Origin of the sequence: Flavobacterium sp. CFBP9031 (genome assembly GCF_034044945.1) — a bacterium.
Taxonomy (GTDB): Bacteria; Bacteroidota; Bacteroidia; order Flavobacteriales; family Flavobacteriaceae; genus Flavobacterium.
This window is the reverse complement of sequence record NZ_JAXCWF010000006.1, coordinates 64,557-80,136: the sequence shown is the minus strand read 5'-3', so window position 1 is coordinate 80,136 and position 15,580 is coordinate 64,557. Positions and strand designations below refer to the sequence as shown.

Here is a 15,580-nt window from a genome sequence, read left to right as displayed (position 1 = left end):
TTTGGATTTTTGCAAAAATACATCGAAAAAACAGTTATTCATCTTCTTTTAACTTAAAATAAATGTTTTTTTTAAATAAAGATTTTTTATGAGAAAGGCTTTTAATAGTCGATTTTCTCCAAAATTGCCTCAAATTCGTACTTATTTTTCCATTTTTGCTCGGAAGTTTCGTTCTGAATTGCATTAATTCGCAATTTAAAATCGTTAAAAATTCCGTTTGAGACAATAAAATTTACTGCTTGCTCAAAAGAATTAAGGATGCTTTTGTAAAACAATTCCTGCTTGATGAAATTTTGCGAAGAAAACGTTTGCGCAATTTCGATATTATAAAGCATAATATCTGCCACAATATAAGAATCTACTCCTAGCATCATAAAATGCTTAATTAATTTTTGAGCAACCGATCTTCGCATTTTGGCTTTTGGGCGCCATTTTGCCCCAGGTTTTTTAATAGGGAAATATTCGTGCGAGATTTTGACTTTAGCATCCTGAAGCAATTTATCTTCTTTTGGGTTGAAAACAAAGTCATAATACACCTTTACAGGAGCAAATTTCTCGTACAATTCGATCAATTGTTCTTCGAGTTGCTCTTTTGTTAATTCGCCTAAATATTTTTTTAAATCTCTTTTACTCATACAGTAAAGATAATTTTCAAATTCTTAAATTCCAAATTCCAATTTTCGGCCTGTTGAACTTATGTAATTTTGAATTTTTAAATTCTAAAATCAATCCAGAATCCTTAATTTTGCGGGCATAAAACTTAAAAAATATATACATGCTCAAGATTTTCAAAATTACTGCCATTTTAGAGGGAATCTCTTATTTAGTATTGTTTGCTAATATGTTAATTATCAAAAACAATAATCCTGAACTTTACCATACATTATTACGTCCGTTAGGAATGACACACGGTGTTCTATTTATCGGATACATTCTTTTAGCCTTTTTATTGAAAAAATCAATGAATTGGGATTTAAAAACATTTGCAATCATTCTAGTTGCTTCTCTTATTCCGTTTGGAACTTTTTATATCGAGAAAAAATATTTAGAAACTAAAGCAAATGCATAAGCTTTTGGAAAAAATATTTAATTTTTTATATCCTGTTTTTAGAGATTGGGGAATGAGCCGTAATGTTGCGTCTTATACCAGTCTGATCTTTAATATCGCTATTTTAATAGCACTGGCTTATGTAATTTATTACGCAGCCAAATTTCTTTTGGTTACTTTGACCGCTGTTTTTGCGCAACGTACCAAAACCAAGTTTGACGATTATTTAATTCAAAACAAAACAACAAGATATACCGCTTATTTAATTCCGTTTTTCTTTATATACAAAGCCGTTCCCGTTATTTTAGATAAATATGAATATTGGGAATCGATTTTCGGAAAAATTGTCGGTATATATATTGTATTACTTGGATTGTGGATTGTTCGAACGGTTTTTAATTCGTTACGAGATTACTTAAAACAAAAGCCTGAATATAGCGACAAGCCAATTGACAGTTTTGTTCAGGTTATTATGATTGTGCTCTGGATTTTTGGTGTTGCCATGATCATTTCGACTTTATTCGGAATTAAAAAAGGCGAATTATTAACCATTTTAGGAACACTTTCAGCTATTATCATCTTAATTTTTAGAGATACAATTCTAGGATTTGTTTCGAGTGTTCAAGTTGCGATAAACGATATGGTTCGTATTGGCGACTGGATTACAATGGATAAGTTTGGTGCCGATGGAGATGTAATTGAAATCAATCTAACAACGGTAAAAGTTCGAAATTTCGACAATACGATTACCACAATTCCGACGTATGCATTAAGTTCAGATTCGTTCCAGAACTGGCGCGGAATGCAGAAATCTGATGGAAGACGTATCAAGAGACATGTTTTGATAAAAAGCAGCACAATTCGTTTTTTGAATGATGAAGATTTGCATCAACTAAAAAAAGTACAATTGATAACCTCTTATATAGATAGCCGTCAAGCGGAAATTGACAAATACAATGATCTTAGAGGAATTGATAAAACGCTTTCGCTAAATGGCCGAAATATGACCAATTTAGGTTTGTTTAGAAAATACATCATGCAATATTTAAATGATCATCCAGGATTGAACAAAAATATGCATATCATGTGCCGACAATTACAGTCAACCGCACATGGAGTTCCTTTAGAAATTTATGTGTTTTCGAGCGATAAACGCTGGGCTAATTACGAATACATTATGGCTGATATTTTCGATCATGTTATGGCTTCGGTACGATATTTTGATCTTGAAATTTTTGAATTGCCTTCTACGTTGAGTTAGATTTTGTTTCAGGTTTCAGGTTTCAAGTTGATTTAGATTGCGCATATTTAACCGCAAAGAGCGCAAAGAATACGCAAAGAATACGCAAAGTTCGCAAAGTTTTTTTGATAAAGCTTTGCGAACTTTGCGTTTTTATTAAACTCCAATACAAAAAAAACTTTGCGAACCTTGCGGTAAAACACACAAGCCATTCAACTTGAAACCTGAAACTTGAAACCTGAAACTTGAAACCTGAAACCTGAAACAAAAAAACTACTTCTCCTCTATCCTTTCAAACAGAAACTCAGGATTATTATACTCGATTGGAACTTCAGGAACGTAACACGGAAGATTAAAATAAGTTCCGATTACTCCTTTTCCTAGATAAAGCTTTTCGTCTTTCTTTAAAAGAGCTAGCGGGACTCTTTTCCAGGCACCACCAAACGAAATGTAATGATAATCACCTCGAAGCGTATCGCCTCTTAAATCTCCTCGTACATCTCCAGAATCTTTTCCGGTTCCGTAATGACTAATTTCATAGCGTCCGTAAAAACGTTTGTCATTTATGTGAATATCCAAAACCGCTGTGTCTTTATTGTTTACAGCACGATATAATTGATGATTGTATTTTTCTTTATCTTCTTTAGAATTGCAAGAAGCTAGTAATAAGCAGAGAAACAGAAATAATCGCATAATTTATTTTTATAAAAACAAAAATAGGTTTTTACTATGGGATTATTTCTTTAACTTTAAATAAAACTAAAAAGAAAAAAACATGGAAGATAGAGACACTTTTTTAAAAGAATTCAGAGGCGAAACTTTAGGAACGGTAAGTGCTCAATCTTCAGCAGATGAGATCTTTCAAAACCAGACCATCAGGCCTATTTTAAAACTCCAAAACGACTTATTCATCGCGGTTTTTATCAATTATGTAAACAAAAACAAACCAGATTTTTATTCTTACTCGGTTGAAAAAAAACTACAGACAATCGAAAATTCTATTCAGAAAGACATTAAATTCAGGAATTCTTTAAAAGGAATTGTAATGGCGCTTTTTACTGTAGAGGAATACAATACTTACATTCAAAACTCTTCTGATTTAAATAAACGAATGATGAATTTATTGATTGACCGATTGAAAAATCAGGTGCAATTGTTTGAAGTGGAAGTGAAATAGAATGAAAAAATGTTTAACCAATTCAGAAATAAATTTCCTTTAACCGATGAAAAATGGAACGAATACATTGGTTATTTTAATCGTCTTGAAGTTCCTGCGAAAACGACACTTTTAGAAGAAGGCGAAGTTTCCAAAAAACTTTATATCATAGAAAAAGGATGTATTCGAGTTTGGTTTAACAATAACGGAAAAGATCTGACTACACAATTCTTTTTTGAAAATCAGAGCGTTGCTTCTATCGAAAGTTTTATGAAGAAACTTCCAAGTCCGACAAATATAGAAACGATTGAGCCTTCAATTTTGTGGTGGATTCATAAAAATGATCTGGATAAAATTCTCGAAGAAATAAAAGAAATTCCAGAATTGAGAGATAAACTCATTAATATGCTTTTTGAGCGTACTTTTGATTATATGAAATATTTTGTTTCATTTATAAAAGACTCCCCTATACAGCGTTATACTAATTTAATTAAAGAAAGGCCTCAGATCATATTGCGTGTTCCACAACATTATATTGCTTCTTATTTGGGCATAACTACTGTGCATTTAAGCAGACTGAAAAGTAAATTAGTAAGTAAAGAATAATTGATATTTTACCACTAAGATATCTAAGCCAAACTGAAATTAGCTTATATGACTTATATGGTTTAAAGAAAAATTTGATAACAAATGTTATCGTCTGCCCATAAACAGCTCTGTAATTTTGCTTCATAAAATTTAATAATTATGAAAGCAGCAGTAGTTTATACAAAAGGCGAATTGCCAAAATATGCAGAGTTTCCGGAGCCAATTGCGTCAAATGAAAATGAAGTTTTGGTTTTGGTAAAAGCCGTAGCCATTACAAATCTGGATAAAGGCATTGCAAGCGGAGATCATTATTCTTCGGAAAAAGAAAATCAAAACGGATTTATAGTCGGAAGTGACGGAATTGGAGTTCTAGAAAACGGAACAAGAGTTTATGCCCGCGGAATCTCAGGAACAATCGCCGAAAAAGCTTTAGTAGAGCAAAACCGAATGGTGGTTTTACCAGACGAAATTGACGATGCAACGGCCGCAGCAATGCCAAATGCGGTTGCAGGTTCGGCAATGGCGCTTCGTTTTAAAGCTGGAATAAAGCCTGGTGAAACCGTTTTAATAAATGGAGCAACTGGTTTTACAGGACAAATGGCAGTTCAAATTGCCAAGCATTACGGAGCTAAGAACATTATTGTTACAGGAAGAAACGAAAAATCCCTTGAAAACCTTTTAGAAATTGGTGCAGATCAAATTGTTTACTTAAAACAAGAGGACGAATCTTTTGTTTCTCAGTTAAAAGAAATCCATAAAAACACTCCAATTGATATTGTAATTGATTATTTATGGGGACATTCGGCAGAACTTATTCTTTCTGTTTTAAAAGGAAATGGAAACTTTACACCTAAAACGAGATATGTTTCTGTAGGCTCAATGTCTGGAGATACTATTCAATTATCTGCGCAGATTTTACGAAGCGTTGATCTTCAGTTATCCGGTTCAGGATTAGGAAGCTGGACAAAAGAAGAAGTCAAATTGTTGTTTTCTGAAATACTTCCTGAAATGTTTCTTTTGGCTTCAAAAAATATACTAAAAGTAAATATTGAAACCGTTCATTTATCGGATATTGAGAAAATGTGGAATGCAGAACTTTCTGATGGGAAACGCTTGGTAGTTCTTGTTTAAAGCTTCTAAGTTGCTAAGATTCTAAGTTTTTTTCTTAGCGTCCTAGCAACTCAGCATCTCAGAAACTTAGTATCTTAGTAACTCAAGGAGAACTTCCTCAAAACGATTTTTTGGTAAAAACTGATCTTCAAGTGCTTTTGTAAACGGAATTGGAGAATCTAAACTCGCTACACGTTTTACAGGAGCGTCAAGATATTCGAAGCAATTTTCCATAATTAAAGCCGAAATATCACTTGCGATTCCACCAAACATAGTGTCTTCTTGGTAGATTATAGCTTTTCCTGTCTTTTTTACAGAAGCGAAAATGGTTTCGGTGTCTAAAGGCTGTAAAGTTCTTAAATCAATTAAATCAGCATCAATTTCTGGATGCTTTGCTAAAGTGTCTAAAGCCCAGTGAACGGGTGCTCCAAACGAAATAATGGTAACAGAATTACCTTCTTTAACCAACGCCGCTTTACCTAAAGGAATAGTGTAATAGTCTGTTGGAACATCTTGATAAATACTTCTGTATAATAATTTATGTTCGAAGAATAAAACTGGATTCGGATCATTAATAGAGGTATTTAGAAGTCCTTTTGCATCATAAGGAAATGCAGGATAAACTACTTTTAAACCTGGAGTTTTAGTAAACCAAGCTTCATTGGTCTGCGAGTGAAATGGTCCTGCCTGAGTTCCTCCGCCGCAAGGCATGCGAACTACAACATCGGCATTTTCACCCCAACGATAATGAGATTTGGCCAATAAATTTACAATTGGATTAAACCCGGTTGAAACAAAATCTGCAAACTGCATTTCTACAATTGCTTTATATCCGTTGATTGATAATCCCATTCCTGTCGAAACAATGGCACTTTCGCAAATTGGCGTATTTCGCACTCTATCTTTTCCAAAAGCATCAACAAAACCATCTGTAATTTTAAAGGCTCCACCGTATTCGGCGATATCTTGCCCCATAAGAACTAAGTTTTTATGACGCCACATAGATTGCTCCAAACTGTTTCGTATGGCATCTATAAAACGAATATTTGTTGAATCAGAATTATGTGTATATTCTTCATATTGAAATGGTTTATAGACATCATCTAATTCTCCACTGTAAGTTGGTTCGATTTCAGGTTCTGCATTTGCCATCGTCCAATTTTCATCAATTTCTTTTTTTATTTCGGCGTGAAATTGTTCGTCTTGTTCTGCCGTTAAAATTCCGTTTTCCGTTAGATATTTTCTGTAATTGGTAACAGGATCTCTCAGTTCCCATTGATCCATTAAATCCTGAGGAACGTATTTTGTGCCACTCGCCTCTTCGTGCCCGCGCATTCTGAACGTTTTAAATTCCAACAAAATAGGACGAGGATTTTCTTGCATTTCCTTTTTTAGCTGAGACAATTTATTATAAACTTCAACTATATTATTTCCGTCAATAATCCAGCTTTCAATTCCGTAGCCAATTCCTTTATCAGCAAGGTTTTCGCAAGCATATTGTTCGTTGGTTGGCGTTGAAAGTCCGTAGCCATTATTTTCAATGATAAACATTACAGGCAATTTCCAAACGGCTGCAATATTTAAAGCTTCGTGAAAATCTCCTTCGCTTGTAGCGCCTTCTCCGGTAAAAACTGCAGTGATTTTTTTATTGTCTTGAAGTCTGTTCGCAAGCGCGATTCCGTCAGCAATTCCTAACTGCGGACCCAAATGCGAAATCATTCCAATAATATTATACTCTTGAGTTCCAAAGTGAAAACTTCTGTCTCGTCCTTTGGTAAAACCATTTGCTTTTCCTTGCCATTGCGAGAATAAACGATGAAGCGGGATTTCTCTTGTTGTAAAAACACCAAGATTTCGGTGCATTGGAAGAATGTACTCTGACTGGTCTAAAACAGCAGTTACTCCAACTGCAATGGCTTCTTGTCCTATTCCAGAAAACCATTTAGAGACTTTTCCTTGTCGTATCAGGATCAGCATCTTCTCCTCGATCAATCTTGGCTTTAATATCTTTTTATATAAATCTAATAACTCGGTGTTAGTAAGGTTTTGTCGGTAAAAAATCATGAAAATTTTTGTTTTTTAGTGTTTCAAATATAACAATTTGCGCCAATTTTATTGGATTATGATATAAAATTTTAATAAGAAATCTGCTTTTAATGCCTGAGCTTAAGATTATTTTCTAAAATATTATCTACCTTTGTTAGCGAAAGGTGCTTATGACACCTTTTATCTTTTAAAATAAAAAATGTAAAGTATGCAAAACATTCCTAGTGTAGACTTACGTGATTTCCTTTCGGACGACCCGAAACGTAAACAAAAATTTGTAAATGAAATCGGCAGTGCATTTGAAAACATTGGCTTCGTTGCCTTAAAAGGTCATTTCCTTGATGATCAGTTGGTAAACGAACTTTATGGTGAAATTAGAAATTTTTTCGCCTTGCCAATAGAGACTAAGCATAAATATGAAATTCCTGGAATCGGCGGACAAAGAGGTTATGTTTCTTTTGGAAAAGAACATGCTAAAGGACGCAAAGAAGGAGATTTAAAAGAATTTTGGCATTTTGGTCAATACGTTGACGCAGATTCAAGATGGGCTTCAGAATACCCAGACAATGTTGAAGTTACCGAATTACCGCGTTTTAATGTAGTGGGTAAAGAAGCGTACCAGAAACTAGAGAAAACAGGGGTTTATGTTTTAAGAGCTTTGGCTTTACATTTAGGTTTAGATGAGTTTTATTTTGACAATTATGCAAAAGAAGGAAACTCAATCTTAAGACCAATCCATTACCCACCTATTACTTCTGAGCCAGAAAACGCAATTCGTGCAGCAGCTCATGGTGATATCAACTTGATTACTTTATTAATGGGAGCTCAAGGTAAAGGATTGCAAGTTCAGAACCATAATGGCGATTGGATCGATGCCATTGCGCAAGATGACGAATTGGTGATCAATGTTGGTGACATGTTGTCTAGACATACTAACAACAAATTAAAATCTACAATTCATCAAGTTGTAAATCCGCCAAGAGAATTGTGGGGAACTTCACGTTATTCAATTCCATTTTTCATGCATCCAGTAAGCGATATGCGTTTGGATTGCCTTGAAAATTGTATTGATGCAGAAAACCCGAAGAAATATGAAGATATTACTGCTGGAGAGTTCTTATACGAACGTTTAGTAGAATTAGGTTTAATTAAAAAATAAACTTACATAAATTTTAAATTAAAAATTCCAAATTCCAAGTTTTTCTTGGGGTTTGGAATTTAATTTTTAAATATCTTTATGCTTGAAATTTATTTTTAGAATAAAAAAATATGGACTTTAAAGATCAATTAAAAAACTTATTTCCAGATCACGTAGAATCGAATGAACCTGAGCAAGTTGAAGAACAAGAACACGTTCTTTATGTTCAGAAAGAGCCAATGATTTGTAAATTTGAAAAAAGAAAAGGAAAACCAACTACTATAATTGAAGGTTATGAAGGCTCTGATGAAGATTTTAAAATCTTGGCCAAAGAAATTAAAACCAAATTGAGCGTTGGAGGAACTTTTAAAGACGATTCGATTATAATTCAAGGCGATTATAGAGATAAAATTATGGCAATCCTAAAAGAAAAAGGATTCAAAACCAAACGTGTAGGAGGATAAAATTCCAAAAAATAAAATCCAAATTCCAAATTTTCTAGATTTAAAAATGAAAATCAAAAATTAGGTCTTGGAATTTGGAATTTAAAAATTGAAATTTAAAAAATAGAACCTTAGAAACTTAAAAAAAAATGATTCAATCATCAGAATTAATACTAAATCCTGACGGAAGCGTTTACCATTTAAACCTTCGTCCTGAACATATAGCGCACGACATTATTTTTGTTGGTGACCAAAATAGAGTAGAAAAAATCACTCAATTTTTCGATTCAATCGAACATTCTGCTCAAAAAAGAGAATTTAAAACACAAACAGGTATTTATAAAGGAAAGAGAATTTCGGTAGTTTCTACAGGAATTGGCCCTGATAACATTGATATTGTACTAAACGAATTGGATGCGTTAGTAAATATTGATCTGAAAACGCGTCAGCCAAAAGAAAAATTGACTTCTTTAAATATTATCAGAATTGGAACTTCGGGTTCTTTGCAGGAAGATATTCCAGTTGATAGCTTTGTAATGTCAAAATTTGGGTTGGGATTAGACAATATGCTTCGCTCCTATTTAATTGAAGATGTTTCTATTACCGAAATTGAAGATGCATTTGTAGCACATACGAACTGGGATCCAAAAAAAGGAAAACCTTACGTAACGCAATGTTCTGAAAAATTAGAAAAACTAATAGAATCAGATAAAATTTTTAAAGGAATTACGGCAACTGCTGGAGGATTTTATGGTCCACAAGGAAGAGTTTTACGTTTGAATATTCAAGATGAAGAATTGAATAACAAAATGGATAATTTTAGTTTTAATGAAACTAAAATCACTAATTTAGAAATGGAAACAGCGGCAATTTACGGGCTTTCGGCTCTACTAGGTCACAATGCTTTATCGCTTAATGCTATTATTGCAAATCGTGCTAGCGGAACTTTCAGTGAAGATCCGTATAAAGCAGTAGATGAACTAATTGCTTATACATTAAATAAATTAGCAGGAAACTAATTAACATCTTGATGGAAAGTGTTATTCTCAAATTTGAACAGTTATTGAATGAGAATGTAAATTATATTCCAACAATACAGAATGAAACTTTAGACGCAAAAAATCCTGGTAAATGGTCTAAGAAAGAGGTTTTAGGTCATTTGGTAGATTCTGCAATCCATAATCTGGTACGTTTTACAGAGATTAATTATTCGGAAAAACCGTATAGGCACAGACCGTATAATCAGATCGAATTAGTAAATTTAAATCAGTATCAGAAAACAGACATTAAGGAACTAACTCAATTATGGTTTTCAATAAATAATCAGATTGTTAGAATCATGAAATCTGTTGACGAAAATGCTTTGGATTATAAAATCATTTTAAGCGATGAATCTGTAATTGATTTAAGGTTTCTGATGACCGATTATGTAGAGCATTTAGAACATCATATTAATCAAATAAAATCATAGCATTTATGTTTTTACGAGTGGCACGACATACGAATGATTTAGAAAAAATGGAGAATTTTTATGTGGACATACTCGGGTTTGAACGATTAGGCGGATTTGAAAATCATAATAATTATGATGGCGTTTTTATTGGAAAACCAGGATTAGACTGGCATTTTGAGTTTACGCAATCTAAAGTCACGGCCAAACATACTTTTGATGAAGATGACGCAATGGTATTATATCCTAAAACTATTGCAGATTATGATAAATTAGTAAATAAATTAACGCAACAGAATATTGCAGTTATACCTTCGCTGAATCCGTTTTGGAATGAAAATGGAAAAATGATTCAGGATCCCGATGGTTATAGAATTGTAATATCACCTTTAAAAGCTGTAATTAGCGAAATTGAATAATGGAACAGGAAACTCATAAGAAAATATTATTTAAATACTATAGTGATTATCTAGATGAAGTAGTGTCTGAAACCATGTGGGCAGAAATTATAGATCTAGAAAAAGGACTTTTTAAATTGGATAATATTCCATTCTTTGGACCTTTGATTGCTACGGATGACATTTTTTATGCAGAATATGACGAAATGGAAGAACGTTTTATGCATAGAAAAACGATCCAGAATTCTGGAAACTCGATTATTCAGGTTGCGGTTTTAGAAAAAGGTTTTGATAAAGAAATCATTCGCGAAAGATTAAAAGCGCTAAATTGTTTGTCTGAAGGATTGAATGAAACATTTTTTGCAGCAGAAATAACCAAAGACATTGATTATTCTTTGGTAAGAAGTCTTTTGAACGAATACGAATCGCAAGATATTATCGAATTTGCAGAACCTTGTCTTTCAGAAAAGCACAGAGCAGATTTATTAAAAAACTAATATTGTATTTAAACACATAGAAACATAGATTTTTATTGAATCTGTTTGAGATTATAGAAAAAGCAAGCTTTAACACATAGCTATGTGGACTGAAATTAGTGAAACGCCTTTTTTTAAAATTTGCAAAAGCTATGTTTCTATGTGTTAAAATAATTTTGAACAATAAGTAAAACTAACCAAATTTAACCATAAGATTACGCATACGCATACCAAGCAACTTAACTTAAACTTAAAATAAATGAAAACTGTCAAAATTGCGGGTGTTCCGGAACACTTCAATTTGCCGTGGCATCTATGCATCGAAAACGGCGAATTTGAAGAAGAGAACATCGATTTACAATGGACAAATGTACCCGAGGGAACCGGGAAAATGTGCCAAATGCTTCGGGACGGAGAAACAGATCTTGCTGTTATTTTAACCGAAGGAATTCTAAAAGATATTTCAGCTGGAAATCCGAGCAAAATTGTTCAGGTTTACGTACAATCTCCTTTAATTTGGGGAATTCACGTTGATGCAAAATCTGATTTTCAGACGTTGAAAGATCTTAAAAACAAAAAAGCAGCTATTTCGAGATTAGGATCGGGATCACAATTAATGGCTTATGTAAATGCAAATGAGCAAGGCTGGGAAATGGATGATCTCGAATTTGAAATCGTAAATACTATAGATGGCGCTGTTGATGCTTTGACCAATAAAAAAGCCGATTATTTTATGTGGGAACGTTTTATGACTAAACCACTTGTAGATAAAGGTGTTTTTAGAAGAATTGACGACTGCCCTACTCCTTGGCCTTCATTTATTATTGTGGGGCGTGATGAGTTTTTAAAAAAGAATGCCAAAACGGTAGAGACGATTCTTAAAATAATCAACAAAACAACGGTTGATTTTAAAGAAATTCCAGAAATTGACAAAAAATTATCTGAACTGTTTAATCAAAAAGCAGAGGATATTAAAGAATGGTTGAAACTGACTCAGTGGTCACAGAAAAATTTGACAGAAAAATCTTTTAATAAAATTCAAAATCAATTATTTGATCTGGGAATTATTGATAAAAAAAGTATTTTTGTAGAAACAGTAAAAGCTTTGTAAATACTGCTTTTTGATTCGTATGATGAAATTCCCTAAAATTGACTTACCGCATTTAAAATCCAAACTACAGGTGAAATCGCCGTGGGATAGGATTATTATTTCGCTGTTGAGTCTTTTGATCACAATACCGATTTTCATCATACTGCATCAAAATTTGATCGATTTAGAATGGGCATTCAATCTAGATCGTATATTTATCTTTATTTTTGTTTTTGCAACTGTGTTTTTTCTTCTGATGTATCTCAGAACAATTATTATTCTGTGCGTTGCAGTTTATTTGTTGATTTTATTTTACGGATCGGTAATTGGAAATTATGGTTTTAACGAAATCTCTGAAGATTATAATTCTATGATTTACACCATGTCAGATAATCCATATCCGCAGGATATTATTGTGGCAAAACTGCTTCCATTTCCTAATAAATCAAAGATTTTAAATGCTATTGAATATCAAAATCCTAAAGTGCGAAACTTTGCTATTATGGCAACTTCAAAGCATTTTAAAGGCATTAGAGGTTATTCAGATTATCGTACCATAATTCAGTGTTTCGCTGTTTTTAAAGAAATAAACGGCAGATGGAATTATGTAAACGATCCAAAAGACGGTGATTATATCGCAACCGCCAGCGAATCACTTGAGTATTTCTCAGGCGATTGCGATGATCACTCTATTTTGATGGCGGCTGCTGTGCGTTCTATTGGCGGAACTCCTCGCCTTATTCATACCAAAGGGCACATTTATCCTGAAATTTTAATTGGTTCGATGATCGATTTGGAAAAAGTCAATTATCTTATCAAAAATGTTCTTTTTGTGAAAGAAAGCTACGACAAAAAACTACACTACCATATAGATGAGCGTGGACAAGTCTGGATGAATCTGGATTATACTGCAACTTATCCTGGAGGTCCGTTTATGTATGAAGAAATTTTAGGAGCTTTGACTCTAAATTAACGGTCTCTAAAAGGCAATTTGTCCAATTAAGACGATTTTAATCGTTAATTTGTAAAAGACTGGTTATCAGCAAAAGTCCCAAAAACAAAGACTTTCTGTATTAAAAGCAATTCATTTTTAGAAGTAAAAAAAATCTTTATAAATATTTGATTACGAATATTTTAATGTTATTTTTTTTTGTAACTTTTTCCTGTTTAACTTTTAATCACAAAATCATGAAAAACTCAAAATTATTTACCCTCGTAATTGCCATTGCTGTCGTTGTATTAATTGTTTCATGTCATCGTAAAAGAGACAAGCTTGTGAATTCATGGAAAGTTAGTGCTGTAGAACCAAAAGAAACCGTTTCTGATTCTACAAAAAATGCAATTTTAACCAATGGGATGCTTACTTTTACTGAAGACGGGCATGTTACTGGATATTTGCTTCGTGAAATCACAGACGGAACTTACGCGTTAAGCCAAAAAGGTAAAAAACTTGTTATTAAAGACGAAGTTGGAACACCATATGTTTGTGAAAGCACGATCACAGATGATAAATTAATTTTAGATACCAAAGAAGCCAAACTAACATTTGATAAAATTTAGAATACAAATTACCTTGTAATTTGATACAAAAAACCATTCACTACAATTGTAAAGAATGGTTTTTTGATTTTTAAAACTAAAATAAATATCTTTGCATTTCTTAAATAAGCAGTGCTGTATGTGAAAAATAATTTCTTTCAGGAAAATTGAGTAAGCGATCACGATTTTGTGATGGCTAGAATATTTATCTATAAAAGAAAGGAATTATGCTTATTCTTCAAAATATCTCTTATCAGCATGAGAATAAAGACATGCTGTTTCAAAACATTGGCTTTACGCTAAATAATCACGACAAAACCGCTTTGGTCGGAAATAATGGTGTCGGAAAATCAACCTTATTAAAAATTATTGCTGGCGAATTACAACCCTTTTCAGGGCAAATCATTCAAGATTCTAAACCTTATTTTGTTCCGCAATTATTCGGTCAGTTTAACAACTTGACGATTGCTGAAGCTTTACAAATAAAGGAAAAAATAGCTTCACTTAAAGAAATACTTGAAGGTGTAGTAACCGAAGAAAATCTTCAATTACTGGATGATGATTGGACAATTGAAGAACGCTGTAATGAAGCTCTCTCCTATTGGCAATTGCATGATCTGGATTTGAACCAGAAAATGGAAACCTTAAGCGGCGGACAAAAAACAAAAGTATTTCTGGCTGGAATCATGATTCATGAACCCGATTTGGTTTTATTGGACGAACCTAGTAATCATTTGGATTTTGCGGCAAGAACATTATTGTACGATTTTATCAAATCGACCTCAATCACGCTTTTAATTGTAAGCCACGACAGAACTTTGCTTAATATTCTGAATAAGACTTTAGAAATGACAAAAAATGAAATTTTGGTCTATGGTGGCGGTTATGATTTTTACAGCGAACAGAAAAAAGTAGAAAATAATGCTTTAGAACAAGACGTTCAGAGCAAAGAAAAGGCATTGAAAAAAGCGAAAGAAAAAGAACGAGAAAGTATCGAACGCCAAAACAAATTAGATTCGAGAGGAAAAAAGAAACAGGAAAAATCGGGTGTTGCTAGAATTATGATGAATACGCTTCGAAATAAAGCCGAAAAAAGCAGTTCAAAGATCAAGGATGTTCATGGGGAAAAAATAAGCGGCATTTCTGAAGATTTAAGAAACCTGCGTTCGTCGCTTCCCGCTATAGATCAAATGAAATTTGGTTTTAATAACACTTCTTTTCTTAAGGGAAAAACCCTTTTTAAAGCTTCAGAAATCAATTATAGTTATGGCGAGAAAGATCTTTGGAATGAAAATCTAAGTTTTGAAATTCTGTCTGGTGATCGCTTGGTAATAAAGGGATTAAATGGTTCGGGAAAAACTACTTTAATTAAAATTATTCTGGGCGAGTTGAATCCAATAAAAGGGCAAATTACTTCTTTAGCAAAAAAAGCAATTTATATTGATCAGGATTATTCTTTATTAAATCAAAACTTGAAAATTTATGAGCAAGCTGAGATTTTTAACGATTCTGGTTTGGAAGAACACGATATCAAAATGAGATTAAATCGTTTTTTATTTTCTAGAAATGATTGGGACAAGCCTTGTAATGCGTTAAGCGGTGGCGAAAGAATGCGTTTAATGCTGTGCTGTCTAACGATTAGCGACGAAGCATCAGAAATTATCATTCTAGATGAGCCAACAAACAATTTGGACATTCAAAATATCGAAATCCTTACTGCGGCCATCAATGAATACCAAGGCACTTTAATTGTGATTTCGCACGATCAGTCGTTTTTGGAACAGATTAATATCGGAAAAAGTATTTTACTTTAAAACGAAAACAATTAGCGCTAAGAATTCTCTTGGCTCTTTTCTTT

General features: G+C 33.0%; 18 protein-coding genes. 15 read left to right on the top strand and 3 right to left on the bottom strand.

Annotated features, from left to right (window positions below; all coding sequences use genetic code 11):
• Positions 1-101: 101 nt before the first annotated feature.
• Positions 102-635 carry a DUF6155 family protein gene (locus SOM12_RS11800; RefSeq protein ID WP_095929317.1) on the bottom strand — a complete coding sequence of 178 codons (534 nt, stop codon included), beginning with the start codon at positions 633-635 and terminating at the stop codon, positions 102-104.
• 140 nt (positions 636-775) lie between these two features.
• Between SOM12_RS11800 and SOM12_RS11795 the strand changes: the two genes are divergently transcribed.
• Positions 776-1,069 carry a DUF3817 domain-containing protein gene (locus SOM12_RS11795; protein WP_095929318.1) on the top strand — a complete coding sequence of 98 codons (294 nt, stop codon included), beginning with the start codon at positions 776-778 and terminating at the stop codon, positions 1,067-1,069.
• A complete protein-coding gene (locus tag SOM12_RS11790; protein ID WP_095929319.1) occupies positions 1,062-2,309 on the top strand; it encodes a mechanosensitive ion channel family protein in 1,248 nt (415 codons plus the stop codon). The genes SOM12_RS11795 and SOM12_RS11790 overlap by 8 nt, the downstream gene beginning before the upstream one ends.
• Before the next feature lie 252 nt (positions 2,310-2,561).
• Here SOM12_RS11790 and SOM12_RS11785 read toward each other — a convergent pair whose 3' ends face one another.
• Positions 2,562-2,981 (bottom strand): hypothetical protein, encoded by a 420-nt coding sequence (locus tag SOM12_RS11785; protein WP_320493556.1) that lies wholly within the window; start codon positions 2,979-2,981, stop codon positions 2,562-2,564.
• A gap of 82 nt (positions 2,982-3,063) precedes the next feature.
• Between SOM12_RS11785 and SOM12_RS11780 the strand changes: the two genes are divergently transcribed.
• The 3 genes from SOM12_RS11780 (at position 3,064) to SOM12_RS11770 (ending at position 5,163) form a co-directional block, all read left to right on the top strand.
• The gene (locus tag SOM12_RS11780; RefSeq protein ID WP_320493555.1) at positions 3,064-3,465 is read left to right on the top strand and encodes a glyoxalase; all 402 of its coding nucleotides are present in this window, start codon (positions 3,064-3,066) and stop codon (positions 3,463-3,465) included.
• 9 nt (positions 3,466-3,474) lie between these two features.
• A complete protein-coding gene (locus SOM12_RS11775) occupies positions 3,475-4,050 on the top strand; it encodes a Crp/Fnr family transcriptional regulator (protein WP_320493554.1) in 576 nt (191 codons plus the stop codon).
• A 141-nt stretch (positions 4,051-4,191) separates the two neighbouring features.
• Positions 4,192-5,163 carry a zinc-binding alcohol dehydrogenase family protein gene (locus SOM12_RS11770; RefSeq protein WP_320493553.1) on the top strand — a complete coding sequence of 324 codons (972 nt, stop codon included), beginning with the start codon at positions 4,192-4,194 and terminating at the stop codon, positions 5,161-5,163.
• A gap of 66 nt (positions 5,164-5,229) precedes the next feature.
• Here the strand turns inward: SOM12_RS11770 and SOM12_RS11765 are convergent, their stop codons facing one another.
• Positions 5,230-7,206, bottom strand: coding sequence for a dehydrogenase E1 component subunit alpha/beta (locus SOM12_RS11765; protein WP_320493552.1), 1,977 nt, complete (start codon positions 7,204-7,206; stop codon positions 5,230-5,232).
• Between the two features lie 190 nt (positions 7,207-7,396).
• Between SOM12_RS11765 and SOM12_RS11760 the strand changes: the two genes are divergently transcribed.
• The 10 genes from SOM12_RS11760 to abc-f all read left to right on the top strand — a co-directional run bounded on the left by SOM12_RS11760 (position 7,397) and on the right by abc-f (position 15,536).
• Entirely contained in the window at positions 7,397-8,347 is a 951-nt protein-coding gene (locus SOM12_RS11760) for an isopenicillin N synthase family dioxygenase (RefSeq protein ID WP_095929325.1), read from the top strand.
• Positions 8,348-8,457: 110 nt separating this feature from the next.
• The gene (locus tag SOM12_RS11755; protein ID WP_057117964.1) at positions 8,458-8,790 is read left to right on the top strand and encodes a translation initiation factor; all 333 of its coding nucleotides are present in this window, start codon (positions 8,458-8,460) and stop codon (positions 8,788-8,790) included.
• A 128-nt stretch (positions 8,791-8,918) separates the two neighbouring features.
• Complete coding sequence (locus SOM12_RS11750; protein WP_320493551.1) at positions 8,919-9,788, top strand: nucleoside phosphorylase; 870 nt, start codon at positions 8,919-8,921, stop codon at positions 9,786-9,788.
• An 11-nt stretch (positions 9,789-9,799) separates the two neighbouring features.
• Entirely contained in the window at positions 9,800-10,240 is a 441-nt protein-coding gene (locus SOM12_RS11745) for a DinB family protein (protein WP_320493550.1), read from the top strand.
• Positions 10,241-10,245: 5 nt separating this feature from the next.
• Positions 10,246-10,638 carry a VOC family protein gene (locus tag SOM12_RS11740; RefSeq protein ID WP_320493549.1) on the top strand — a complete coding sequence of 131 codons (393 nt, stop codon included), beginning with the start codon at positions 10,246-10,248 and terminating at the stop codon, positions 10,636-10,638.
• Complete coding sequence (locus tag SOM12_RS11735) at positions 10,638-11,114, top strand: DUF4265 domain-containing protein (protein WP_320493548.1); 477 nt, start codon at positions 10,638-10,640, stop codon at positions 11,112-11,114. The genes SOM12_RS11740 and SOM12_RS11735 overlap by 1 nt, the downstream gene beginning before the upstream one ends.
• A 238-nt stretch (positions 11,115-11,352) precedes the next feature.
• Positions 11,353-12,204 (top strand): substrate-binding domain-containing protein, encoded by an 852-nt coding sequence (locus SOM12_RS11730; protein ID WP_320493547.1) that lies wholly within the window; start codon positions 11,353-11,355, stop codon positions 12,202-12,204.
• Positions 12,205-12,223: 19 nt separating this feature from the next.
• A complete protein-coding gene (locus SOM12_RS11725; RefSeq protein WP_320493546.1) occupies positions 12,224-13,156 on the top strand; it encodes a transglutaminase in 933 nt (310 codons plus the stop codon).
• Between the two features lie 215 nt (positions 13,157-13,371).
• The gene (locus tag SOM12_RS11720; protein ID WP_250836136.1) at positions 13,372-13,743 is read left to right on the top strand and encodes a hypothetical protein; all 372 of its coding nucleotides are present in this window, start codon (positions 13,372-13,374) and stop codon (positions 13,741-13,743) included.
• 206 nt (positions 13,744-13,949) lie between these two features.
• Complete coding sequence (gene abc-f, locus SOM12_RS11715) at positions 13,950-15,536, top strand: ribosomal protection-like ABC-F family protein (protein WP_320493545.1); 1,587 nt, start codon at positions 13,950-13,952, stop codon at positions 15,534-15,536.
• Positions 15,537-15,580 lie beyond the last annotated feature (44 nt).